General features: G+C 72.5%; 22 protein-coding genes. 6 read left to right on the top strand and 16 right to left on the bottom strand.

Annotated features, from left to right (window positions below):
* Positions 1–71: 71 nt before the first annotated feature.
* A complete protein-coding gene (locus tag ABZ564_RS09985) occupies positions 72–1304 on the top strand; it encodes an SAV2148 family HEPN domain-containing protein (RefSeq protein WP_360852464.1) in 1233 nt (410 codons plus the stop codon).
* Between the two features lie 67 nt (positions 1305–1371).
* A complete protein-coding gene (locus ABZ564_RS09980; protein ID WP_360852461.1) occupies positions 1372–2100 on the top strand; it encodes a 3'-5' exonuclease in 729 nt (242 codons plus the stop codon).
* Positions 2101–2275: 175 nt separating this feature from the next.
* On the opposite strand, the gene ABZ564_RS09975 is transcribed toward ABZ564_RS09980, so the two are convergent.
* Positions 2276–3139, bottom strand: coding sequence for an aminoglycoside phosphotransferase family protein (locus ABZ564_RS09975; protein WP_360852458.1), 864 nt, complete (start codon positions 3137–3139; stop codon positions 2276–2278).
* Between the two features lie 125 nt (positions 3140–3264).
* Between ABZ564_RS09975 and ABZ564_RS09970 the strand changes: the two genes are divergently transcribed.
* The 3 genes from ABZ564_RS09970 to ABZ564_RS09960 are packed head-to-tail and all read left to right on the top strand — an operon-like array spanning position 3265 to position 6337.
* Entirely contained in the window at positions 3265–4209 is a 945-nt protein-coding gene (locus ABZ564_RS09970; RefSeq protein ID WP_360852455.1) for a sugar ABC transporter permease, read from the top strand.
* Complete coding sequence (locus ABZ564_RS09965) at positions 4206–5045, top strand: carbohydrate ABC transporter permease (RefSeq protein ID WP_360852452.1); 840 nt, start codon at positions 4206–4208, stop codon at positions 5043–5045. The genes ABZ564_RS09970 and ABZ564_RS09965 overlap by 4 nt, the downstream gene beginning before the upstream one ends.
* Positions 5045–6337 (top strand): sugar ABC transporter substrate-binding protein, encoded by a 1293-nt coding sequence (locus ABZ564_RS09960; RefSeq protein ID WP_360852449.1) that lies wholly within the window; start codon positions 5045–5047, stop codon positions 6335–6337. Before ABZ564_RS09965 ends, ABZ564_RS09960 begins: the two co-directional genes overlap by 1 nt.
* A 215-nt stretch (positions 6338–6552) precedes the next feature.
* On the opposite strand, the gene ABZ564_RS09955 is transcribed toward ABZ564_RS09960, so the two are convergent.
* From ABZ564_RS09955 to ABZ564_RS09890, 14 genes are all read right to left on the bottom strand, one after another.
* Positions 6553–7389 carry an ATP-binding cassette domain-containing protein gene (locus ABZ564_RS09955; RefSeq protein WP_360852446.1) on the bottom strand — a complete coding sequence of 279 codons (837 nt, stop codon included), beginning with the start codon at positions 7387–7389 and terminating at the stop codon, positions 6553–6555.
* A 313-nt stretch (positions 7390–7702) separates the two neighbouring features.
* On the bottom strand, positions 7703–8461 hold the full coding sequence (locus tag ABZ564_RS09950; RefSeq protein ID WP_360852443.1) for a sirohydrochlorin chelatase: 759 nt from the start codon (positions 8459–8461) through the stop codon (positions 7703–7705).
* 6 nt (positions 8462–8467) lie between these two features.
* Positions 8468–9385, bottom strand: coding sequence for an ABC transporter permease (locus ABZ564_RS09945; protein ID WP_360852440.1), 918 nt, complete (start codon positions 9383–9385; stop codon positions 8468–8470).
* Complete coding sequence (locus tag ABZ564_RS09940; protein ID WP_360852437.1) at positions 9372–10163, bottom strand: ABC transporter ATP-binding protein; 792 nt, start codon at positions 10161–10163, stop codon at positions 9372–9374. The genes ABZ564_RS09945 and ABZ564_RS09940 overlap by 14 nt, the downstream gene beginning before the upstream one ends.
* Before the next feature lie 37 nt (positions 10164–10200).
* Entirely contained in the window at positions 10201–11316 is a 1116-nt protein-coding gene (locus ABZ564_RS09935; RefSeq protein WP_360852434.1) for an aliphatic sulfonate ABC transporter substrate-binding protein, read from the bottom strand.
* Between the two features lie 243 nt (positions 11317–11559).
* Positions 11560–12897 carry a GTP-binding protein gene (locus ABZ564_RS09930; protein ID WP_360852431.1) on the bottom strand — a complete coding sequence of 446 codons (1338 nt, stop codon included), beginning with the start codon at positions 12895–12897 and terminating at the stop codon, positions 11560–11562.
* Between the two features lies 1 nt (position 12898).
* Entirely contained in the window at positions 12899–13834 is a 936-nt protein-coding gene (cysD, locus tag ABZ564_RS09925; RefSeq protein WP_360852428.1) for a sulfate adenylyltransferase subunit CysD, read from the bottom strand.
* Entirely contained in the window at positions 13831–14400 is a 570-nt protein-coding gene (gene cysC / locus ABZ564_RS09920; RefSeq protein ID WP_360852424.1) for an adenylyl-sulfate kinase, read from the bottom strand. The genes cysD and cysC overlap by 4 nt, the downstream gene beginning before the upstream one ends.
* Positions 14400–15116 (bottom strand): phosphoadenylyl-sulfate reductase, encoded by a 717-nt coding sequence (locus ABZ564_RS09915; protein ID WP_360852420.1) that lies wholly within the window; start codon positions 15114–15116, stop codon positions 14400–14402. The genes cysC and ABZ564_RS09915 overlap by 1 nt, the downstream gene beginning before the upstream one ends.
* Entirely contained in the window at positions 15113–15292 is a 180-nt protein-coding gene (locus ABZ564_RS09910; protein WP_360852418.1) for a hypothetical protein, read from the bottom strand. Before ABZ564_RS09910 ends, ABZ564_RS09915 begins: the two co-directional genes overlap by 4 nt.
* Positions 15289–16986: a nitrite/sulfite reductase gene (locus ABZ564_RS09905; RefSeq protein ID WP_360852416.1), complete on the bottom strand. Its 1698-nt coding sequence runs from the start codon at positions 16984–16986 to the stop codon at positions 15289–15291. The genes ABZ564_RS09910 and ABZ564_RS09905 overlap by 4 nt, the downstream gene beginning before the upstream one ends.
* Before the next feature lie 114 nt (positions 16987–17100).
* Entirely contained in the window at positions 17101–17184 is an 84-nt protein-coding gene (locus ABZ564_RS09900) for a putative leader peptide (RefSeq protein ID WP_360852596.1), read from the bottom strand.
* Positions 17185–17333: 149 nt separating this feature from the next.
* Complete coding sequence (locus tag ABZ564_RS09895; protein ID WP_360852413.1) at positions 17334–17942, bottom strand: GNAT family N-acetyltransferase; 609 nt, start codon at positions 17940–17942, stop codon at positions 17334–17336.
* A gap of 78 nt (positions 17943–18020) precedes the next feature.
* On the bottom strand, positions 18021–19301 hold the full coding sequence (locus ABZ564_RS09890; protein WP_360852593.1) for a GAF domain-containing protein: 1281 nt from the start codon (positions 19299–19301) through the stop codon (positions 18021–18023).
* A gap of 466 nt (positions 19302–19767) precedes the next feature.
* Between ABZ564_RS09890 and ABZ564_RS09885 the strand changes: the two genes are divergently transcribed.
* On the top strand, positions 19768–20898 hold the full coding sequence (locus tag ABZ564_RS09885; protein WP_360852590.1) for a YihY/virulence factor BrkB family protein: 1131 nt from the start codon (positions 19768–19770) through the stop codon (positions 20896–20898).
* A gap of 108 nt (positions 20899–21006) precedes the next feature.
* Here the strand turns inward: ABZ564_RS09885 and ABZ564_RS09880 are convergent, their stop codons facing one another.
* On the bottom strand, positions 21007–22560 hold the full coding sequence (locus tag ABZ564_RS09880; protein ID WP_360852410.1) for a 3-hydroxyacyl-CoA dehydrogenase: 1554 nt from the start codon (positions 22558–22560) through the stop codon (positions 21007–21009).
* Positions 22561–22596: the final 36 nt, after the last annotated feature.

Raw genomic sequence — 22596 nt, 5'->3', positions numbered from 1 at the left:
GGCTGCACCGGCTCCCGCTCCCGGAGTACTCTTCCTTGATCGTTGGTGGGGGAGTGGAAGGCGGTGCGTGGGTGAGCTCGGGAGGGTTCGAGCTGCCCCCGGGTGACGCGGGTCACGAGGGGGATGTGGCCGAGGTCCCGCCCGGGGCGGTCTCGCTGGCGCAGCCGCTGGAGATCGGCGCGGAACTGGACTGGGGCGCCGACGCCTGGAGCGAGGTGCGCACCCGCGCCCAGCGGGCCGGGCGCGCCTACATCTGGCTGAATCTCGTCGAACAGCGGCTGCGGGCCGTGGTCGCGGCGGTGCTCCGGCCGATCTACGAACCCGTCCACGGCGAGGACTGGGTGGTGGCCGCCGCCGGGCCCGCCGGGCAGGAGTGGGTGCAGCGCGCCGTCGCCGTGCGCGAGGTCTCCCGCCGCAAGGGCTATCTGCTCGACCCGGCCGACGACAACGTTCTGAGCTTCCTCACGCTGCCCCAGCTGCGCGAGCTGATGGTCCAGCACTGGCCCTGCTTCGAGCCGTACTTCGACGACCGCCGCGACGTCGAACTGGCACTCGACGAGCTGGAGGTCGCCCGCAACGTCGTCTCCCGCAACCGCGCGCTCAACGAGGCGGTGCTCGCCCAGGCGGAGAGGGCCTCCGCCCGGCTCCTGGAGATGCTGGGCAGCGGCGCGGCCGTGCCCTCCGCCGACCGGCTGCCGGTCGACGCCGTCGAGGAACTGGTCGGCGACCGGTACGCGGACGTGGTCTCCGTCCACTCCGACCGGGTGCGCCTCCAGCGCCAGCTGCCCGCCGAGGACCTGTTCGGCGGTGCGCGCCGGCTGGACGCGATCGGGATAGGGCTCAACCTGCTGGTGCAGAACTTCTCCGGGCGCCGGCTCATCCGGCTCGCCGAGTCGGGCTGCCGGATCCGGCTGCTCTTCATCAACCCGGCCAGCAGCGCGGTCAAGCGCCGGGAGCGGGAGCTCGGCCTCAAGAAGGGCGAGCTGAGCCGGTCCGTGGAGATGAACATCCTGCACATGCGGCGGGTGCGCGCCAAGCTCCGCGACCCGGGCGCCTTCGAGATCCACGTCTTCGACGAGACCCCGCGCTTCACGGCCTACCTGGTGGACGGCGACGGGGCCGACGCGGTGGGCGTCGTGCAGACCTATCTGCGCCGGGCGCGCGGCATGGAGGCGCCGGTCCTGGTGCTGCGCGGCGGCGGGCGTGCCGTGGTGCGGGCGGGGCAGGGGTACGAGCACGGGCTGTTCGAGACCTATCGCGAGGAATTCGAGTCGGTGTGGACGGACTCCCGGCCGGTCTCCTGAGCGGCGTTGTCAGTGGCCCGTGCGAGGGTGGTCGTCATCCGGGGGAGCACCACGAAGGAGGTACGGGATGAGCTGGCACCGGCACGGGCTGGTCGGCTTCGATCTGGAGACGACGGGGACGGACCCGCTGGAGGCCCGGATCGTGACGGCCGCGGTGATCGCCGTGGACGACCGGGACGGCGAGCCGGCGGCCCGCCACGGCTGGCTGGCCGACCCGGGCATCCGCATCCCCGCCCAGGCCTCCGCGATCCACGGCATCAGCAGCGAGCGGGCGGCGGCGGAGGGCCGGCCGGCCCGCGAGGTGGCCGACGAGATCGCCGACACGCTGGCCGGCTACTGGCGCCGGGGCGTCCCCGTCGTGGCGTACAACGCCGCCTTCGACCTGACGCTGCTCACGGCCGAGTTGCACCGCCACGGGCTGCCCTCGCTCGGTGACCGGCTCGACGGTGCCCCCCTCGGCCCCGTCATCGACCCGTACACCATCGACCGGGCCGTCGACCGCTACCGCAAGGGCAAGCGCAACCTGGAGGCGGTCTGCGTCGAGTACGGCGTGGTCCACGGCGGAGCGCACGACGCGGCGGCGGACGCGCTGGCCGCGGTCCGGGTGGCGTACGCGATAGCCGACCGCCACCGCGCGGTGGCCGAACTGCCGGCGGAGCAACTGCACGAGCGCCAGATCGCGTGGTACGCGGAGTGGGCCGCGGACTTCCAGCAGTTCCTGCGCCGCAAGGGCACGGCGGACGCGGTGGTGGACGGCCGGTGGCCGGTGAGAGAGCCGGTGCGTACGACCGCCTGAAAGTGGGCGTCACGCCCGTCGGTGTGTGTCCTCATCGCCGGACGGGCTTGATTTTGCCGCCGGCCGTGTTCTCCCCGCAGTCGGGATCGGGGCGGAAATTCAAGCCCGGCCCATTCAAGCCCGTCCGGCGATTGAGGACGAACGCTGGACCGGCGCGCCGGTCCACCTCGCCGACTCAGAACGGATACCAACGCACTGAGGGATCACCATCCCGCAGCGACGCCACCCGGCGCCGGAACTCCGCAAGAGCCCGCCCGTTCACGGGCGCGTGCTGCGCCACCCACGCACAGCTCGCCGTCTCCCGCGCCCCGCGCAGCACCCCGCACCCGTCCCACTCGCGCACGTCCCAGCCGTACGCCTCGGTGAACGCGTCATAGGCGCCGGCCGCCAGGCCGTACCGGTCGCGGGACAGGGCGAGGACCACCAGATCGTGCTCCCGCAGGTCCGAGGAGAAGGTCTCCAGGTCGACCAGGACCGGCCCGTCCGGGCCGACATGGACGTTGCGGGCCAGGGCGTCGCCGTGGATCGGACCCGGGGGCAGCTGCGGGACCAGCGCCGCCGCCACCGCGAAGCCGTCGCGGCGCTCGCGCAGATAAGCGGCGTCGGCGGGGTCGATCGCGTCGCCCGCCAGGCGCAGCCACCGCTCGACGCCGCCCAGCAGCTCCCGGCGCGGCAGCGCGAAGCCCTCCGGCGCGGGCAGCGCGTGCACGGCGGTCAGCAGCGGGGCCAGATCGCGCGGCTCGGCGGGGCGCACCGCGTCGGGCAGCCGGTGCCACACGGTCACCGGATGACCCTCGACCAGCCGGGCCCCGTCCTCGGCCGCCCGCACGGCGGGGACACCGGCCGCGGCGAGCCACCGGGCGACGGCCACCTCGCGTCCGGCCCGCTCCAGCAGCTCCGGGTGGCGCACGGCGTCCCGGCCGACCTTGACCACGAGGCCGTCGGCCGTGAACACCGCGTTCTCGCCGAGCGCGAGCAGCTCCGCGTCCCCGGGGAACCCGGCGGCGGTCAGCACCTCGCGCGCTTCCATCTCGTTCATGGGCCGATTTTCGCATCCGTGCAGGCTGCCTTGACGAACCAGTGGCCCGTCAGCACGATGACGGAGGCCACCTGAGCGGCCAGAACGGCAAGGAGCCTGCCGAAAGGCGCAAAGGGGGCCTACCTATGACATTGGCGAATGCAACCGTGCGGTCCGGGCGGCACGGGCCGCCCGGACCGTCCCGCACCGGCGGACGGCCCGACCGGGGCGCCGGCACCTGGTTCCTGGTGCTGCCCGCCCTCATCCCGATCCTGGTCCTGAGCGTCGGCCCGCTGCTCTACGGCATCGCGCTGGCCTTCACCGACGCCCAGTCCGGCCGCACCCGCGCCACCCAGTGGATCGGCACGCTGAACTTCCAGGACCTGCTGCACGACGGACTGTTCTGGGAGTCGTTCCGGATCGGCCTGGTGTGGGCGGTCGGCGTCACCGTCCCGCAGTTCGTGCTGGCGCTCGGCCTGGCGCTGCTGCTCAACGAGAACCTGCGGATGCGCTGGCTGGCCCGGGCCCTGGCGATCATCCCGTGGGCGATGCCCGAGGTCGTCGTCGGCATCATGTGGCGGCTCGTCTACAACCCGGACGCCGGCATCCTCAACGAGACCATCCGCGACCTGGGGCTCGGGGACGGCCGGGACTGGCTGACCGGGCTCGCCACCGCGCTGCCCGCGGTGATCGTCGTCGGCGTCTGGTCCGGGATGCCGCAGACCACGGTCGCCCTGCTGGCCGGCCTGCAGAACACCCCGCACGAACTCCACGAGGCCGCCGCCCTGGACGGCGCCGGGGCCTGGCGCCGGTTCAGGACGGTGACCTGGCCCGCCATCAGACCGGTCGCCCTGTCCATCACCGCGCTCAACTTCATCTGGAACTTCAACTCCTTCGCGCTGGTCTACGTCCTGACCAGCGGCGGCCCCGGCGGCCGCACCCGGCTGCCGATGCTCTTCGCGTACGAGGAGGCCTTCCGCTACGGCCAGTTCGGCTACGCGGCCGCGATGGGCTGTGCGATGGTCGCGGTGATCTCCGTGCTCCTCGCCGTGTATCTCGCCGGGCGGCTCAGGGGAGGCGAGGACCGATGAGCATGCGCACCAGAAGGTCCGTGCGTGCCGGGCAGTACGTGGCGCTGCTGTGCTACCTGGTCTTCCTGGCGTTCCCGTTCCTGTGGCTGATCTCCACCGCGTTCAAGCCCGCGCCCGAGCTGGGTTCCCTGCACCCGACCTGGATTCCCCAGCATCCGACGCTGGACAACTTCCGGCAGGCGTTCGACGAGCAGCCGCTGCTGCGGGCCACCGCCAACTCGCTGATCGCGGCGCTCTCGGCCGGTGCCGTCGCCGTCCTGATCGCGACCCCGATGGCCTATGTGATGGCCCGCCACCGCACCCGGCTCGCCACCGCCGCGACCGGCTGGGTCGTGGTCAGCCAGGCGTTCCCCTTCGTGCTGCTGATCATTCCGCTCTTCCTGGTTCTGAAGAACCTGCACCTGATCAACACCCTCTGGGGGCTGATCCTGGTCTACGTGGTGTGGGCGCTGCCCTTCGCGCTGTGGATGCTCGTCGGCTACGTACGGGCCGTGCCGCGCGAGCTGGAGGAAGCGGCGGCGGTCGACGGCGCGGGCCGGCTGCGGACGCTGGTCTCGGTCACGGCGCCGTTGCTGGCCCCGGGGATCGTCGCCACGGCCCTCTTCGCGTTCATCACCGCGTGGAACGAGTTCTTCTTCGCCCTCGTCCTCCTCAAGACCCCGGAGAAGCAGACCTTGCCGGTCGTACTGACGCATTTCCTCGGCGCGGAGGGCGCCAGCGACCTCGGGCCGCTCGCCGCCGCCGCGTTCCTCGCCACCCTCCCCTCGCTCGTCCTGTTCACCGTGATCCAGCGGCGGATCACCGGCGGCATGCTGGCCGGGGCGGTGAAGAGCTGATGCGCGCCCTGGTACGCACGGCGGCCGCGGCGGCCACCGCACTGGCCCTGCTGCTCACCGGCTGCGGCGGGGGCGGCGACGGCGGGACGGATGGGAGGATCACGCTCCGCTTCCAGTCGCTGGCCTGGCAGAAGGAGTCCGTCGACATCAACAAGCAACTGGTGAAGGAGTGGAACGAGGCCCACCCCGACATCCGGGTCGAATACGTCCAGGGCAGCTGGGACAGCGTCCACGACCAGCTGCTCACCTCCTTCGAGGGCGGCGAGGCGCCCGACATCATCCACGACGCCTCCGACGACCTCGCCGACTTCGCGTACGGGGGCTACCTCGCCGACCTGCGCACCCTCCTCCCGGACCGGCTGACCGCCGGCATCCCCGACAACAGCTGGGAGACGGCCACCTTCGACGGCGGCGTCTACGGCGTGCCCTTCCTCCAGGAGCCCCGGGTCCTGATCGCCAACACCAAGATCCTCAAGGAGTCCGGGGTCCGCATCCCGACCCCCGAGAAGCCCTGGAGCTGGGCGGAGTTCCGGGAGGTGACCAAGGAGCTGACCGGCGAGGGCCGCTACGGGATCGCCTGGCCGCTCAAGGAGCCGGTCTCCGTCACCCTCAACCTCGGCCTCTCGGCGGGCGGCGCGCTCTTCCATCGGGGCGCCGACGGCAAGGTGACCGTCGCGATGGGGGAGGGCGACCAGGTCGTCCCGGGCACCATCCACGACCAGGTCAACACCGACCACAGCGCTGCCCGCACCGCGCTCGGCATGGGCGGCGGCGACACCCTGCCCGGCTTCTTCGGCGGCAAGTACGCGATGGTGCCGCTCGGGTTCTCGTACCGCCAGCAGGTCGTCGAGCAGGCCCCGAAGGGGTTCGAGTGGACGGTGCTGCCCGCCCCGGCGGGCCGGGACGGGCTGGCCCAGGGGGTGAGCCCGCAGACCCTGTCCGTCGCCGAGGACAGCCCGCACAAGAAGGAGGCCGTCCGGTTCATCGACTTCCTGCTGCGGCCCGCCAACATGGTGCGCCTGGCCAAGGGGGACTGGATGCTGCCCACCGGCACCGAGGCGCTGGCCGACCCCTCGCTCCACACCGCGGACCGGGGCTGGGCGACCGGCGCCGCGCTCGCCGGGGCGCTGCGTTCCGCCCCGGCCCAGTCCGTGCGCGGCTACCCCGAGTGGAAGGACAAGGTGGCGACGCCCGCGCTCCAGGAGTACTACAGCGGGGCGATCGACGCGGCCGAGCTGAGGAAGCGGCTGGTGACCGACGGAAACCGGGTCCTGGCCCGCTACCAGCGCTGAACACGTACGCGCTCCTCCCGGCTCTCCGGGAGGAGCGCGTACGTACGGCAGGGATCGGACGCCGACCCGCTCCGCCGCCTCGCCGCCGTACACCTGGCCGGGCACCGGACCCCATCGGCGACCAAGCCGCTGAAGACCGTCGAGCACCAGCGCCGGCCACCGCGCCCTCCCCACGGGGCGCGGCGGCCGGCGGTGCGCCAAGCCCGTCCTGGAGGTCAGGGACGGGGTGTCCGCCGGGCGCGGGCCGTCCACCGGCCGTCCGTCCGGCTGATGTGCACGGGGTGCCCGAAGCACTCGCTGACCAGGCCGGTGGTCAGCACCTCATCGGCCTCGCCCGAGGCCAGGCACCGCCCGCCGCGCAGCAGCATCGCGTGCGTGGTGGAGGCGGGCAGCTCCTCCAGATGATGGGTGACCAGCACCGTCGCCAGCTCCGGATGCTCCTCGCGCAACGCGTCCAGGCTGTCCAGCAGCTGCTCCCGGGCGGCCAGGTCGAGCCCGGTCGCCGGCTCGTCGAGCAGCAGCAGCCGGGGCTGCGGCATCAGGGCGCGGGCGATCAGCGTACGGCCGCGCTCACCCTGCGACAGGGCCGGCCAGCGCGAGCCCGCCTTGCCGCCCATCCCCAGCATCGTCAGCAGCCGCTCCGCCCGCTCCCGCTGCCCCGGTCCGGGCGACCAGCGCGGTACCGGCTCGACCGAGTTCGTCAACCCGGTCAGCACCACCTGGCCCACCGTCAGCGGGGAGCGCAGCGGATGGCGCGGATCGACATGGCCCAGCAGCGTCCGCAGCTCCCGCAGATCCACCCGCCCCAGCGTGCGGCCCAGCACCTCGACCGAACCCCGCGTGGGATGGGTGACCGCGCCGAGCAGCCCGAGCAGCGTGCTCTTGCCCGCCCCGTTGGCCCCGAGCAGCGCCCAGTGCTCCCCGCCCCGCACGGTGAGCGAGACCGCGTCGAGCAGGACGTTCCCGTCGCGTACGAGGGAGACCTCGTCGGCGCGGATCACCGGCACCGGGGCCATGGCGACGGTGGGGGACAGGGGTGCGGTGGTGGTCACGTGCGGCTGCTCCTTCGTACGGGCGCGAGCGCCTTCCTGCGCCCGGAAAGCCTATCCATGCCCCATACACCTTCCTCGTCCGCCTCCTGCGTCCCGGCCGACGTGGAGAGGACCGCAGCGGTCCACCGCCCGTACGAGGGCCTCACCGACGAGGTGGAAGCCCCGGGGCCACCGGATTCACCCGATCCCTGACCCCGAGCGGGCGCGACCCGCAGGGGAGCGCCGGCTGAGAACGGTCCGGGCGGGCGGATGCCGAAGGCCAGGGGGAGTGCGCCACCGGCCGGCCGGGCCCGCCCTCATGACCACCCACCGCTCAGGCGCTCACCGCGACCGGTCGCGCCGCCCGCGCGCGGGCCTCGTCGTAACGTTCCAGCAGCAGCCGGGCCAGCTCCGGGGCCGGTCCCAGCACCCCGGCCAGCACCTCCGCGCCGGCCGCGGCCGCCCCCGCCGCGATGCGGTCCGGGAGGCGGCCGGGCGCGATCACATACGGGGCGACCGCCACCCGGCGCACACCGTCGGCCCGCAGGGCCCGTACCGCGTCCTCGGTACGGGGTCGAGATGCGGAGGCGAACGCAGGCCGCACGGAACACCAACCGGTGTGCCGCAGCTCCCGCGCGATTTCAGCGATCACTGCGATCGCCTCCGGGTCTGTGGAGCCCGCCGAGGCCAGGACGAGCCCGGTCGAGCTTCGGTCGCCGGGGCGGACCCCGGCCTCGTACAGCCGCCGTTCCAGCGCGGCGTTCAGCAGCGGTGACGGACCGAGCACCGCGGCCTGCCGCACCCGCAGCCGGGGCAGCGCCGCACGGGCCTCGCGCAGCACCGCCGGGATGTCCGACTTGGCGTGGAACGCCCGGGTGAGCAGCAGCGGCAGCGCCACCACCTCGTCCGCCCCCTCGGCCGCCAGCCGTTCCAGGACCCGCGGTACCGAGGGTGCGTTGAAGTCCAGGAACCCCGTCTCCACGCGCAGCCCCGGCCGCAGCGCCCGTACCCGCACGGTCAGCGCGTGCACGGTCGCGGCGTGCCGCGGGTCACGGCTGCCGTGGGCGATGACGAGGAGGACCGGAGAGGACATGGGAACTCAGTTCTTGACGAGGAGACCGCGGCTGCGCAGCACCCACCGCTCCAGCGGACTGAAGATGAGCAGGTCGATGGCGATACCGACGATCAGGATCAGGAAGATGGCGAGGAAGACCATGGACATGCTGCTGGTCTCCCGCCCCTGTTCGAGCAACTGCCCGAGACCCACGCCCAGGTCGGGTGAGGAGGCGATGATCTCGGCGGCCATCAGGGAGCGCCAGGAGAAGGCCCAGCCCTGCTTGAGACCCGCCAGGTAGCCGGGCAGCGAGGCGGGCAGCACGATGTGCCAGGTGCCGCGCAGCCCGGTCGCACCGAGCGTCTTGCCCGCCCGCAGATGCAGCGGCGGGATCTGGTCGACCCCGGCGACGAGACCGTTGGCGATCGAGGGCACGGCGCCCAGCAGGATCACCGCGTACATCATCCTGTCGTCCAGGCCCAGCCAGATGACCGCCGGCGGCACCCACGCCACCGAGGGCAGCGACTGGAGACCGGAGAGCACCGGACCGATCGCCGCGCGTACCACCTTCACCCGGGACACCAGCAGCCCCAGCGGGGTGCCGATGACCAGGGCGAGCAGGAAGCCGAGCAGACCGCGCGACACGCTGGTCCAGATGTAGCCGAGCAGGGTGCCCCGGGCCCAGGCGTCCGACGCCTCGTCCCACACCAGGGCCGGTGACGGCAGCTTGTAGTCGTCGGTCACCTTCGCCCAGATCAGGATCTGCCAGACGACGAGGACGAGGGCGACCGCCACGACCGGGGGCAGCACCTTCTGCACCAGCACCTGGCGGACCGGCGTCCGGCTCACCCGTACCGCGTCGAGCGCGTCGAGCCCCGCCTCCAGACCGGCCAGGTCCTGGGCGTCGTCCTTCGGCGCCCGGGCCCCGCCGGCATCCTCGGCGGTGGTCTCAGTGCTGGCCATGTCGGCGGATCTCCCCACGCAGTTGTTCGGTGATCTCGACGGACAGTTCCGCGACGGCGGTGTCCTCGATACGGCGCGGCTGCTCGATGTCGACCGTCCACTCACGGGCGATCCGGCCGGGACGGGACGAGAGCAGCACCACGCGTTCCGCGAGGCGCACCGCCTCGCGGACGTTGTGCGTGACGAAGAGGACCGAGACGTTCGTCTCGCGCCAGATCCGGGTCAGTTCGTCGTGCAGCACATCGCGGGTGATGGCGTCGAGAGCGGCGAACGGCTCGTCCATCAGCAGCAGTTGGCTGTCCTGGGCGAGTGCGCGGGCCATCGCCACGCGCTGCCGCATACCGCCCGAGAGCTCGTGCACCCGCTTGCCGTACGCCCCGCCCAGGCGTACCAGTTCGAGCAGCCGCTCCGCTTCGGCGCGGCGGTCCGCGCGGGGCACGCCGCGCAGCCGCAGGGCCAGTTCGATGTTCTTGCCCGCGGTCAGCCACGGGAAGAGGGCGTGCTCCTGGAACATCAGGGCCGGCCGTCCGCCCGGGGTCTCGATGGCCCCCGAGGACGGGCGGTCGAGCCCCGCCACCAGGTTCAGCAGCGTCGATTTGCCGCACCCGGAAGCTCCCAGGAGGGTGACGAACTCGCCCGGAGCGACATCGAGCGTGATGTCGTCCAGGACGAGCTGCCGCCCCTGCGGTCCGCCGAAGGACTTCGAGACGTGGTCGATCCGGGCGGCGTGCCCGACCGCCGTACGGTCCTCGGCCTTGGTGAGCGTGGTCGTCGCCATGGTCGTCACCTCCTGGGAGATCCTGGAACGGTCGGTGTTACTCGACGCCGAGGCCGGCGTCGTCGACCTCGGGCTTGCCCGCGGCCTTGAGGACCTTGTTGAGCGGCCTCAGGTCGTAGATGCCGCTCAGGTCGGTCTCGTCCAGCAGGCCCGCCTTCACGGCGTGCTTGGCCTCCGTGTCGAGCGTGGATGCCAGCGGGTCGTCGATGAACTCGATCGACTCCCACGCCGGGTCGATGACCTCGGCCGGAAGCTCCTTGCCGGACAGCTTCTTGAGCGCCGCGTTCGCGGACGCCTTCGCCTTGTCCGGGTTGGCCTTGATCCAGGCGTTGGTGTTGACCGAACCCCGGAGCACGGCCTCGACCACATCCGGGTGCTCGGCGAGGAACTTCTGCGAAACGATGATGTTCGTGATCACGAACTTCTCGTCCGGCCACAGCTTCCGCTCGTCGAGGAGCACCTTGGCCCCCTGCGCGACCAGCTTGGACGCGGTCGGCTCGGGCGCCCAGGCACCGTCGATGGAACCGGACCGGTAGGCGTCCGGGGTCACCTTGTTGTCCGTGCGGACGACGGAGACGTCGCCCTTGCCGCTCTGCGCGTCGACCTTCCAGCCCTTCTCGGAGACCCAGTTGAGGAACGCCACGTCCTGGGTGTTGCCGAGCTGCGGGGTGGCGATCTTCTTGCCCTTGAGGTCGTCCAGGGTCTTGATCTTCTTCGGGTCGACGACCAGCTTCACCCCGCCGGACGCCGCGCCGCCGATGATGCGCAGGCTCTTGCCCTTGGACTTAGAGAAGCCGTTGATGGAGGGGGAGGGGCCGATGAAGCCGATGTCGATCGAGCCCGCGTTGAGCGCCTCGATCTCGGACGGGCCGGCGTTGAACGTCGAGGACTTGACCGTCGTGCCCCCGAGTTCCTTGGCGATGATGCCTTCCTGGATGCCGACCACGGCCGTGGCGTGCGTGAGGTTGGGGAAGTATCCGATCTTCACGGTCTCCGCCGAGAGCTTCTTCCCGCCGGAGGACGTGTTCGCCGTCTTGGCTTCGTCGTCCTCCGCCTCGGAGCCGTAGCCGCAGGCGGTCAGGGCCACGGCCAGCAGGGGCAGGGCGGCGACGGCGGCGAGGGAGCGGCGCAGCGTGGTACGGGGGGCAGGCACGGGAGGTCTTCCTCTCGGAGGCCCGGTGCTCACGCCCCTCGTGCGTGCGGGGGCGCGGCCGGGAAGTCGGCAGGTCTTCGTCTGAACAGGCGGTGCGTGCGGTGCTGTTGGTGCTGCCGGGCGCGCAGGCGGTGCGCGTACGTCATCGCGCACATCGCCCGACACCGCCCTGCCCACTGCCCAGCGCGCCGCTGCCGACGCGGCCGCCCTCCTTCGCGAAGGTCGAGAAGAAGTCGGTGTGCATCAGAAGTCCCACCCCGCGTCGTCGTCCGCGGCCGGCTCCTCCGCGGCGGCGAACGAGGCGCCCGCCATGCCCGCCGACAGCGTGGTGCCGTCCGCCGGGTCGATCAGCAGGAAGGAACCGGTGCGGCGCGAGTCGGCGTACGCGTCGAGCGCGAGCGGTTCGGCGGTACGGACGACGACCCGGCCGATGTCGTTGGCGACGAGCTGTCCCGGGGCCGGGTGCTGCGAGAGGTCGTCCAGGGTCAGCCGCGAGGGGATGTCCTTGACGATCGCCTTGACCGTGCGGGTGGTGTGCTTGAGCAGCACCCGCCGGCCCACGGTCAGCGGTTCGTCCGCGACGTGGCAGACGGTCGCCTCGACGTCCTGGGTGACGGCCGGGGCGTCGCCCGCCGGGGCGATGAGGTCGCCGCGCGAGACGTCGAGGTCGTCCGTCAGGCGCAGGGTCACCGACTGGGGCGCCCAGGCGATGTCCACGGCGTCCCCGAGCAGGTCGATGCCCGCGATCGTGGAGGTGCGGCCCGAGGGCAGTACGGTGACGGGCTCGCCGACCCGGAACACGCCGGCGGCGATCTGACCCGCGTACCCCCGGTAGTCGGGGTGCTCGGCGGTCTGCGGCCGGATCACGTACTGGACGGGGAAGCGGGCGTGGCAGCCGGTCAGGTCGTGGCTGACCGGGACCGTCTCCAGGTGCTCCAGAACGGTCGGGCCGCCGTACCAGTCCATGTGCGCGGACGGTTCCACGACGTTGTCGCCGGCCAGCGCGGAGATCGGGATCGCGGTGATCTCGGGCACGCCCAGGGAGGCGGCGTAGGCGGTGAACTCCTCGGCTATCGCGGCGAACACCGGCTCCGCGTACTCCACCAGGTCCATCTTGTTGACGGCCAGCACCACGTGCGGCACGCGCAGCAGGGCGGCGACCGCGGCGTGCCGGCGGGTCTGCTCGACGACCCCGTTGCGGGCGTCGACCAGGACCACGGCCAGCTCGGCGGTGGAGGCGCCGGTGACCATGTTGCGGGTGTACTGCACATGGCCCGGGGTGTCGGCGAGGATGAACCGGCGCCGGGCCGTGGCGAAGTAGCGGTAGGCGACGTCGATGGTGATGCCCTGCTCGCGCTCGGCGCGCAGCCCGTCGGTCAGCAGGGCCAGGTCCGGCGTCTCCTGGCCCCGGTTGCGCGAGGCGTGCTCGACGGCCTCCAGCTGGTCGGTGAGGACCGACTTGGAGTCGTGCAGCAGCCGTCCCACGAGGGTGGACTTGCCGTCGTCGACCGACCCCGCGGTGGCGAACCGCAGCAGGGTGGTGGCGGAGAGCAGCTCGGCCGACTGGGTGGACGTGGTCATGTTAGAAGTACCCCTCGCGCTTGCGGTCTTCCATCGCGGCCTCGGACATCTTGTCGTCGGCGCGGGTGGCACCCCGTTCGGTGAGCCGGGAGGCGGCGATCTCGGTGATCACCGCGTCCAGCGTGGTGGCGTCCGAGTCGACGGCACCGGTGCAGGACATGTCGCCGACCGTGCGGTAGCGCACCTGACGGGTCTCGGTCCTCTCGTGCTCCTTGGGCCCGCCCCAGTCGCCCGCGGTCAGCCACATGCCGGAGCGGTTGAAGACCTCGCGCTCGTGGGCGAAGTAGATCGACGGGAGCTCGATGCCCTCGCGCTGGATGTACTGCCAGACGTCGAGCTCGGTCCAGTTGGAGATCGGGAAGACCCGCACGTGCTCGCCGGGGGCGTGCCGGCCGTTGTACAGCTGCCACAGCTCGGGGCGCTGGCGGCGCGGGTCCCACTGGGAGAACTCGTCGCGCAGCGAGAAGACCCGTTCCTTGGCGCGCGCCTTCTCCTCGTCGCGCCGCCCGCCGCCGAACACGGCGTCGAAGCGGTGCTGCTGGATGGCCTCGGTCAGCGGCACGGTCTGCAGCGGGTTGCGGGTGCCGTCCGGCCGCTCGCGGAGCTTGCCGGCGTCGATGTACTCCTGCACGGAGGCCACGTGCAGCCGCAGCCCGTGCTCGGCGACCGTGCGGTCGCGGTACTCGAGGACCTCGGGGAAGTTGTGCCCGGTGTCCACGTGCAGCAGGGCGAACGGCACCGGCGCGGGCGCGAACGCCTTGAGCGCCAGGTGCAGCATCAGGATCGAGTCCTTGCCGCCGGAGAACAGGATCACCGGCCGCTCGAACTCGCCCGCCACCTCGCGGAAGATGTGCACCGCCTCGGACTCCAGCGAGTCCAGGTGGCTCAGCGCGTACGGATTGGCGGTGCCTTCTTGCACAGTCGCGACGGTCGTCACGCCGCACCCCTCTCGCTCAGCAGCGCGTACAGCTCCGCCGCGGACTCCTGCACGGTCTGGCGGTGCGACTCGATGCGCAGATCGGGCGCCTCGGGCGCCTCGTAGGGGTCGTCCACCCCGGTGAGCCCGCTGATCTCGCCCGCCGCCTGCTTGGCGTACAGCCCCTTCACGTCGCGCTCCGAGCACACCTCGACCGGAGTGGCGACGTGCACCTCCAGATACGCGGTGCCCTCGGCCCGGTGGCGCTTGCGGACGGCGTCCCTGCTGTCCGCGTACGGGGCGATGACCGGGACCAGTACCTTGACGCCGTTGGCCGCCAGCAGTTCGGCGACGAAGCCGATCCGCTGGACGTTGGTGTGCCGGTCCTCGCGGGAGAAGCCCAGGCCCGCCGAGAGGAACTCGCGGATCTCGTCACCGTCGAGCACCTCCACCCGGTGGCCCTCGGAGCGCAGCCGCCCGGCGAGTTCATAGGCGATGGTGGTCTTGCCGGCGCTCGGCAGACCGGTCAGCCAGACGGTGGCTCCCGTCTCCGTCACGCTCATCGAAGTCTCCTGATCAGTCGTCATCAGCCGTGCAGCCCGCACTCGGTCTTGCCGCGCCCGGCCCAGCGGCCGGCCCGGGCGTCCTCGCCCTCCAGCACCCGCCGGGTGCAGGGCGCGCAGCCCACGGAGGCGTAACCGTCCATCAGCAGCGGGTTGGTGAGCACCCCGTGCTCGGCGACGTAGGCGTCGACGTCGTCCTGGGTCCAGCGGGCGATCGGCGAGACCTTCACCTTCCGCCGCTTCTCGTCCCAGCCGACCACGGGGGTGTTCGCCCGGGTCGGGGACTCGTCGCGGCGCAGCCCGGTCGCCCAGGCGGCATACGCGGTCAGGCCCTCTTCCAGGGGCTTGACCTTGCGCAGCTTGCAGCAGAGGTCGGGGTCGCGGTCGTGCAGCTTCGGCCCGTACGCGGCGTCCTGCTCGGCGACCGTCTGGCGCGGGGTGAGCGTGATGACGTTGACGTCCATCACGGCGTCCACCGCGTCCCGGGTCCCGATGGTCTCCTCGAAGTGGTAGCCGGTGTCGAGGAACACCACGTCCACGCCGGGCATGGCCCGGGAGGCGAGGTGGGCGACGACCGCGTCCTCCATGGAGGAGGTGACGCAGAACCGGGGGCCGAAGGTCTCGGCGGCCCACCTGAGGATGTCGGGGGCGGAGGCGTCCTCCAGCTCGCGCCCGGCCTGCTCGGCGAGCTCCCTCAGGCCCTCGTCGGTGAGCGTCTCGATGTTCTGAGTGGCCGTCATATGCTGTTCCCTCCAACGTCGTTGGGCTTCAGTCCCCGGCTCAGCAGCCCCAGGAACTTCAGCTGGAACGCACGATTGCAGGAGGCGCATTCCCACGCTCCGTGCCCGGCCTCGTGCGGGCGCAGGTCCTCGTCGCCGCAGTAGGGGCAGTGGAACGGTGCGGCGCGCTCGCTCATGACAGCGACTCCGCACCGGCGCGGGCCGCCCAGGTCGCGAAGCGCTCGTCGTCCTCGCGCTCCTCCAGGTAGCGGCCGAGGACGCGCTCGACGTAGTCGGGCAGTTCGGCCGACGTGACCTTCAGGCCGCGCACCTTGCGGCCGAACCCGGCCTCCAGGCCGAGGGCGCCGCCCAGGTGGACCTGGTAGCCCTCCACCTGCTCGCCGTTCCCGTCCAGCACCAACTGGCCCTTGAGGCCGATGTCGGCGGTCTGGATGCGGGCGCAGGCGTTCGGGCAGCCGTTGATGTTGATGGTGAGCGGTTCGTCGAAGTCGGGGAGCCTGCGCTCCAGTTCCTCGATGAGCGAGGCGCCGCGCGCCTTCGTCTCGACGATCGCCAGCTTGCAGTACTCGATGCCGGTGCAGGCCATCGTGCCGCGCCGGAAGGTGGACGGCTTCACCTGGAAGCCGAGCGCCTCCAGGCCGGCGGACAGGGACTCGACCCGGTCCTGCTCGACGTCGAGGATGATCATCTTCTGCTCGACGGTGGTCCGGACCCGGCCGGAGCCGTGCTCCTCGGCCAGCTCGGCGATCTTGGCGAGGGTGGAGCCGTCGACCCGGCCCACCCGGGGGGCGAAGCCGACGTAGAAACGGCCGTCCTGCTGCTGGTGCACGCCGATGTGGTCGCGCCACCGGCTGCTGGGCTCCGCCGGGGCGGGCCCGTCCAGCAGCGGGCGCTTGAGGTACTCGTCCTCCAGCACCTGGCGGAACCTGGCGACGCCCCAGTCGGCGACCAGGAACTTCAGCCGGGCCCGGTTGCGCAGCCGACGGTAGCCGTAGTCCCGGAAGATGCCCACCACGCCGGCCCAGACGTCCGCGACCTCGTCCAACGGCACCCAGGCGCCGAGGCGTTCGGCCAGCCGGGGATTGGTGGACAGGCCGCCGCCGACCCACAGGTCGAAGCCCGGTCCGTGCTCGGGGTGTTCGACGCCCACGAAGGCGATGTCGTTGATCTCGTGGACCACGTCCTGCACCGGCGAGCCGGAGATCGCGGTCTTGAACTTGCGGGGGAGGTTGGAGAATTCGGGGCTGCCGATGTACCGGGCGTGGATCTCCTCCAGCGCCGGGGTGCCGTCGATGATCTCGTCGGCGGCGATGCCCGCCACCGGGGAGCCGATCATCGTGCGGGGGCAGTCGCCGCACGCCTCGGTGGTGGAGAGCCCCACGGCCTCCAGCTTCTGCCAGATCGCCGGGACGTCCTCGATGCGGATCCAGTGCATCTGGACGTTCTGCCGGTCGGTGATGTCCGCGCTGCCGCGCGCGTACTCCTGCGAGATCTCACCGATGACGCGCAGCTGCCGGGTGGTCAGCCTCCCGCCGTCGATGCGCACCCGCATCATGAAGTACTTGTCCTCCAGCTCCTCGGGCTCCAGCACCGCGGTCTTGCCGCCGTCGATGCCGGCCTTGCGCTGGGTGTACAGCCCCCACCAACGCATGCGGCCCCGGAGGTCGTTGGGGTCGATCGAGTCGAAACCGCGCTTGGAGTAGATCGTCTCAATGCGTGTCCGCACGTTGAGACTGTCGTCGTCCTTCTTGAACTGCTCATTGCCGTTGAGTGGGGTGTAGTGCCCCAGGGCCCACTGCCCTTCGCCGCGGTGTCGTCCCGCCTTGCGGCGGGGCGCGGCGGGCGCAGGCTGTTCCGGGGTAGCGGCCATGACAGTACGTCCTTCGGGACTGCGGGAGGGCGGCTCTGAACTGCACACTCGCGTGAGGCGCGGCGGTGCGCGGGGTTTGCAGAGAAAAGGGGGATCGCGGCGGTGCTGGGACTCTCAGCCCGCCGGACAGATGGCGCTGGACATGCGGCCGAGGTCGACGTGACGTCGACTCACCAAGGCAACTCCAGTTCCGGACATGACGGAAGCGTGTCATGGGGATCTCGCGGCAGTCCACCACTATCCATGATGTGGACGGGACTGTCCCGCTAGGTGAGACGATGTGGCGCCCGTCACGCGGGTGACGGGCGCCGGGGTGGAGCGTAAAACCGGACAAGCGAGGGAATTTGCTACGGAAGCAGCTCCCGGCCGGAGCCCGGCCAGGGGCCGGGGGTCGTCACCGGCTCCTCCAGTTCCGTGCGGGTGTCGAACAGGCGGAAGCCGCGCCGCAGGTAGTTGTCCATCGCGTGCGGTCCGTCCTTGGAGCAGGTGTGCACCCACACCCGCTTCGTCGCCGGCCGCTTGGGCCACCGCTCGGCCAGGTCCCAGGCGCGGGCCGTGCCGTACGACAGCAGATGCCCGCCGATCCGGCGCCCCCGGAAGGCCGGGAGCAGCCCGAAGTACATGATCTCGACGACACCGTCGTCCTGCGGGTCCAGCTCGATGTAGCCGGCCGGGGTGCCGTTCGCGTACGCCACCCAGGTCTCCGCGCCCGGCCGGTCCAGGACCTCCTGCCACTGCGCGTACGTCATCCCCAGCCGGTCCGTCCACCGGACGTCACCACCGACCGCCGTGTACAGGAAACGGCTGAACTCGGGCAGCGGCACCTCGGACCGCACGATCCGGACGTCCCCGTCCGGTACGGCGGAGGGCCGCAGATCGTCGGGGGAGGTCTGCTCCAGGGACCAGACGGTCACCTCTTCGGGGGCCGGTGCTTCAGGACGTACGGGGTCGCTCATGACTGCCAGACAACCATGCGCCGCGCTTCCGGCCCCACCCGCCCCTCGTCACGGCGGCTTCCGGCCCCCCGCCCCTCGTCACGGCGAACCCGGTGCCTCCTGCTCACGGGCCCCGCGCGCCGCCACCACCACCGGCGCCTCCGAACGCGGCAGCAGATCGCCCGGGTGCTCCGGGTGGACCACCTCCACCTCCACGCCCTCGCCGAAGCGGTACGGGCGGTGCGCCAGCACCTCGGCGAGATGGCGCCGCAGCCGCGATATCTCGGCCCGTACCGTCACCGTCCTGGTCGCGTCACCGAACAGGTCCTGCGCCAGCTCGGACGCCGTACGCCCCTCCCGGTGCAGCGCCAGCGCGTACAGCAGCTCGGCGTGGCGCGGGGAGAGCCGCTGGGCCGAGGTGCCCACCGGACCCACCACGTTCACCGCGAGCGCGTGCGACCGGCTCAGATCGAGCACCACCCGGCGCGGCGGACTGTCCAGCGGCCCGTCCGCCACCTGGACCAGCCAACCGCCCGGCAGCGGCTCCACCCGGCACATCCCCAGCGACGGCAGCCACACCCGGCCGGGCCCCAGCGACTTCGGCAGCGGCAGCCGGTCCACCGGGGGCATCCCCGTCACCGCCGCCGTCCAGCCGTGGCCGTCCACCGCCAGGGCCCGGCCGCCCAGCCGGCCCAGGACCGGCGCGGCCACCGCGCGCAGCCGGTCGACCGCCTCCAGATGCCGCACCCGGATCTCGCTCTCCGCCAGCCGGGCCACCGACCGCACCAGGGCCAGCGTCGTCGGATGGAACGTGGACGCGGGCCCGCTGATGTCGACGATCCCCATCAGCCGGCCGTCCCGGGGGTCGCGCACCGGCGCCGCCGCACACGTCCAGCCGTGCAGAGTGCGCAGGAAGTGCTCCGCCGAGTGCACCTGCACCGGGGCGCGCGAGGCCAGCGCCGTACCGATCGCGTTGGTGCCGGTGATCTCCTCGGACCACGCCGCGCCCTCCGCGAGACAGATGTCGTCGGCCCTGCGCAGCACCCCCGTGTTGCCCTCGCGCCACAGCACCCGGCCCTCGACGTCGGTGACCACCATGATCTGCTGCGAGGCGTCCGCGATGCTCGTCAGACCGTCGCTGAGCAGCGCCATCACTTCACCCAGCGCGGAGCTGCGGCGCCGGTGCTCGATCTCGTCCGCCTCCAGCAGCGTGCTGTGCGTCGTCTGTCCGGGATCGATGCCGCTGCGCAGCACCCGGTTCCAGGAGGCGCCGATCTCCGCCCGGGGCGCCGCCGGCATGCGGTCGCCCGCCATCCACGCCTCCCGGGCCCGGTGCACCAGGCGTCTGGCCTGCCCGGTCTCCTGGACGGCCGGCCGCATCACGTCGACCGGAGTCGTCTCCACGCAGGTTCCCCCTCACCCCAGTGCCCGGCCCGGTCCGCGGGCCGCGCCCCATCCTGCCGCCGCGAGGCCCCCGATACCGCAACTCCACACAATGGTTGCAACCCTCTGCAACTCTGGCGAGGGCCCCGGGCCCGTACAAGAGTGGCGGTACACCGCACCGCGGGGCCCCGGCCCTCACGTCCGGTGGGTACAGCATGGGGGGTGGTGCCGTGTCGGCGCAGCACCACCCCCCGTCGCTGCCGTCCCCCTGCCGCCTCGGGCGGAAGACCGCGTTCCACGGCTTCGCCGAGCCCTCGCTCCGCGCCGAGGACGCCACGCCCGGACAGGGCGGGACCCCGGTCGGACACGGTTCGGGTGGCGGCTGCCATGCCGATACGGTAAGGACGTGCAGGCAGCAAATGAAACACCCGAGCGGCCGCCGGGCCGGCTCCACCGGGCCCGAGTGCTCTACCGCAACGTCTCCAAGCGGCAGCTCGCCTGGCAGCTGCTCAAGGACACGGTCAACTCGTGCATGGAGTACCGCATCCTGGGACTCGCCGCCGAGGCGGCGTTCTTCACCCTGCTGTCCCTGCCCCCGCTGCTCCTCGGCCTGATCGGGCTGCTCGGTTACGTCGACGAGTGGACCAGCACCACCACGGTCGCCTCCATCGAGCGCAACATCCTCAGCGCGGCCCACACCGTGCTCTCCGAGCGCGGCGTCAACGAGTTCGCCAAACCGCTCCTGGCCGACGTCACGACCGGCGCCCGGCCCGACGTGATCTCCATCGGCTTCGCGATCGCCCTGTGGTCCGGCTCCCGCGCGGTCAACGTCTTCATCGACACGATCACCGTGATGTACGGGCTCGACGGCCAGCGCGGCATAGTCAGGACCCGGATACTCGCCTTCCTGCTGTACGTGGTGGCGCTGCTGCTCGGCGCGGTGGTGCTGCCGCTTCTCGTGGTGGGCCCGGACCGGGTCGTGGAGTTCATACCGTGGGGCACCGAGCTCCTGAGCGTCCTGTACTGGCCGCTCGTGATCGTGCTCTCGGTCGCCTTCCTGACCACCCTCTACCACGTGTCCGTGCCGGTCCGCTCGCCGTGGATCGAGGACATGCCGGGCGCCCTGGTGGCACTGGCGATGTGGGTACTGGGCAGCTTCCTGCTCCGGATCTACCTGACCAGTACGGTCGAGGGGCCCACGATCTACGGATCGCTGGCCGCCCCGATCGCGGTGCTGCTGTGGATCGGCATCTCCGCGTTCGCGGTGCTGGTGGGCGCCGCCGTCAACGCGGCCCTCGACCGGGTCTGGCCCTCGGTGGCCACGGCCGCCGCGCGGGCCGCCAACGACCGGGTGCGCGCCGCCCAGGCCGCCGAGTTCGTGGCCCGCACCCAGGCGGAGAGCTGGCACGGCGGCCCGGTGGACGACGAGGACGAGGACGACGACGAGGACGAGGGCGACGAGGGCGACAGCCCGTACATGCCCTCCGAGTTCCCCGAGCGCTGGTCGCGGTTCCTGCCCCCCGACGATGTGAAGTCCCGTCTCCAGCCCGGCCGCGAGAAGGACCCCGACCGGCCCCACCCGTACGACGAGTAGCTCAGCCGGCCGCGGGCGCGCCCGGGAGGCCGGTCCCGCGACCCCGGCCACCAGGACGGCTTCACCGGCGGATCGCCCTCCGGCGCGACCGGACGGGGCGAACCCGCGCTACCGGGCCCCGAGCACGTCCCCCGGCGACGTCCCCGGGTCCGTCAGCGCCAGGCCCAGCGCGGCGCGCTCCGTGACCCAGCGGGTCGGGCGGTGGCGCGGGTCGCCGGTCGTGGCGTGCAGCGCCCGGTGCAGCTCCAGCATGCGGGCCGCGCCGACCCGGTCTCCCCAGGCCAGCGGGCCCACCGGGTAGCCGAGCCCGGTCGTGACGGCCACGTCGATGTCGGCCGGGGCGGCGAGCGCGCGCTCCGCGATGGACGCGGCGACCGACACGATCGAGGCGAGCAGCCGCTGCGCGACCGAGCCCGCCGTGTCCCGGACCACCGAGACCGCGAACGGCCCCTCGCCCTCCGCCGCCCGGGCCAGCACCGCGCGGGCGTCCCGCGCCGCCGCCGGATCCGCCGCCGGCGTCACCGCGAGGACGCGCCGGCGGCCGGCCGCCGGCAGCGGGTCCACGCCGAAGGTGCGCCCGGCGGGCAGCCCGTGCGCGGCCACCGCCGACGCGACCGTCGTCCCCCACCCCGGGACCAGGACCACCGCGTCGCCCGACGGCCGCTCCCCGCTCCGCACGGCGGCGCCCGCCGAGGCCAGCGCCTCGCGGAGCACGGCCGCGTCGGCCTCCCGCGCGGGGTCCGGGGCGAAGACGTGCACCGGCCGGTCCGCGTCCCCGGTGACCGCGGGCTCCGGCGCGGGCCCCGCCGCCCCGGGGCCGTACGCGTACCAGCCGTGTCCGGTCTTGCGGCCGTGCAGCCCGGCCGCCACCCGGTTCGGGGTCAGGTAGGAGGGGCGGAGCCGGTCCTCGTAACGGAAGCCCTCCCAGATCGAGTCGATGACGGCGGCGGTCACATCGAGCCCGGTGAGGTCCATCAGCTCGAACGGGCCCATCCGCAGCCCCAGCACGTCCCGCGCGATCCGGTCGATGTCCGCGGGCTCGCCCACGCTCTCCTCCAGCAGCGCCAGCGCCTCCGTCACCAGGCCGCGCCCGGCGTGGTTGACCAGGAAGCCGGGGGTGTCCGCGACCGTCACCGCGCGGTGGCCGCAGCCCTCCACGAGCGAGGTCAGCAGCGGCGGGATCTCCGGCCGGGTCGCGGCGCCGGGCACCACCTCCACGATCCGCATCAGCGGCACCGGGTTGAAGAAGTGCAGCCCGGCCAGGCGCGCCGGGTCCTTCAGCGCGGCGGCGATCCGGGTCACCGACAGGGAGGAGGTGTTGGTGGCGAACACGGCGGAGGCGGGCAGCACCTGCTCCAGGCGGCCGAACACCTCGGTCTTGGTCGCCAGATCCTCGCGCACCGCCTCGATGACCAGGCCGACGTCCGGGCCCGCCGCCCACGGGTCGTCCAGCGGAACCAGCCGCTCCACCGCCGACTCCGCGTCCGCCGCGGACATCCGCCCCTTGGCCACGGCCCGCTCCAGCATGGAACGTACGAAGGCGACCGCGTCCGCCACCGCCTCGGCCCGTACGTCGCACAGCTCGACGGTGTGTCCGGCCGAGGCGGCCCACTGGGCGATGCCACGGCCCATGGCTCCGGCGCCGACGATCCTGATACGCATGCGGGTCACGGTCCTCTCGATGGGGGCGCGGGCCGG

Origin of the sequence: Streptomyces sp. NPDC019224 (genome assembly GCF_040632605.1) — a bacterium.
Classification (GTDB): Bacteria; Actinomycetota; Actinomycetes; order Streptomycetales; family Streptomycetaceae; genus Streptomyces.
This window is presented reverse-complemented; position numbering and strand designations above follow the sequence as displayed.

Coding starts and splice junctions, on each gene's coding strand:
- ABZ564_RS09950 (WP_360852443.1), bottom strand. CDS start 8,461: ATGTCCTCTCCGGTCCTCCTCGTCATCGCCCACGGCAGCCGTGACCCG.
- ABZ564_RS09900 (WP_360852596.1), bottom strand. CDS start 17,184: ATGTCCGGAACTGGAGTTGCCTTGGTGAGTCGACGTCACGTCGACCTC.
- ABZ564_RS09905 (WP_360852416.1), bottom strand. CDS start 16,986: ATGGCCGCTACCCCGGAACAGCCTGCGCCCGCCGCGCCCCGCCGCAAG.
- ABZ564_RS09980 (WP_360852461.1), top strand. CDS start 1,372: ATGAGCTGGCACCGGCACGGGCTGGTCGGCTTCGATCTGGAGACGACG.
- ABZ564_RS09930 (WP_360852431.1), bottom strand. CDS start 12,897: ATGACCACGTCCACCCAGTCGGCCGAGCTGCTCTCCGCCACCACCCTG.
- ABZ564_RS09890 (WP_360852593.1), bottom strand. CDS start 19,301: ATGCGGCCGGCCGTCCAGGAGACCGGGCAGGCCAGACGCCTGGTGCAC.
- ABZ564_RS09880 (WP_360852410.1), bottom strand. CDS start 22,560: ATGCGTATCAGGATCGTCGGCGCCGGAGCCATGGGCCGTGGCATCGCC.
- ABZ564_RS09975 (WP_360852458.1), bottom strand. CDS start 3,139: ATGAACGAGATGGAAGCGCGCGAGGTGCTGACCGCCGCCGGGTTCCCC.
- cysC (WP_360852424.1), bottom strand. CDS start 14,400: ATGACGACTGATCAGGAGACTTCGATGAGCGTGACGGAGACGGGAGCC.
- ABZ564_RS09910 (WP_360852418.1), bottom strand. CDS start 15,292: ATGAGCGAGCGCGCCGCACCGTTCCACTGCCCCTACTGCGGCGACGAG.
- ABZ564_RS09945 (WP_360852440.1), bottom strand. CDS start 9,385: ATGGCCAGCACTGAGACCACCGCCGAGGATGCCGGCGGGGCCCGGGCG.
- ABZ564_RS09915 (WP_360852420.1), bottom strand. CDS start 15,116: ATGACGGCCACTCAGAACATCGAGACGCTCACCGACGAGGGCCTGAGG.
- ABZ564_RS09960 (WP_360852449.1), top strand. CDS start 5,045: ATGCGCGCCCTGGTACGCACGGCGGCCGCGGCGGCCACCGCACTGGCC.
- ABZ564_RS09895 (WP_360852413.1), bottom strand. CDS start 17,942: ATGAGCGACCCCGTACGTCCTGAAGCACCGGCCCCCGAAGAGGTGACC.
- ABZ564_RS09965 (WP_360852452.1), top strand. CDS start 4,206: ATGAGCATGCGCACCAGAAGGTCCGTGCGTGCCGGGCAGTACGTGGCG.
- ABZ564_RS09970 (WP_360852455.1), top strand. CDS start 3,265: ATGACATTGGCGAATGCAACCGTGCGGTCCGGGCGGCACGGGCCGCCC.
- ABZ564_RS09940 (WP_360852437.1), bottom strand. CDS start 10,163: ATGGCGACGACCACGCTCACCAAGGCCGAGGACCGTACGGCGGTCGGG.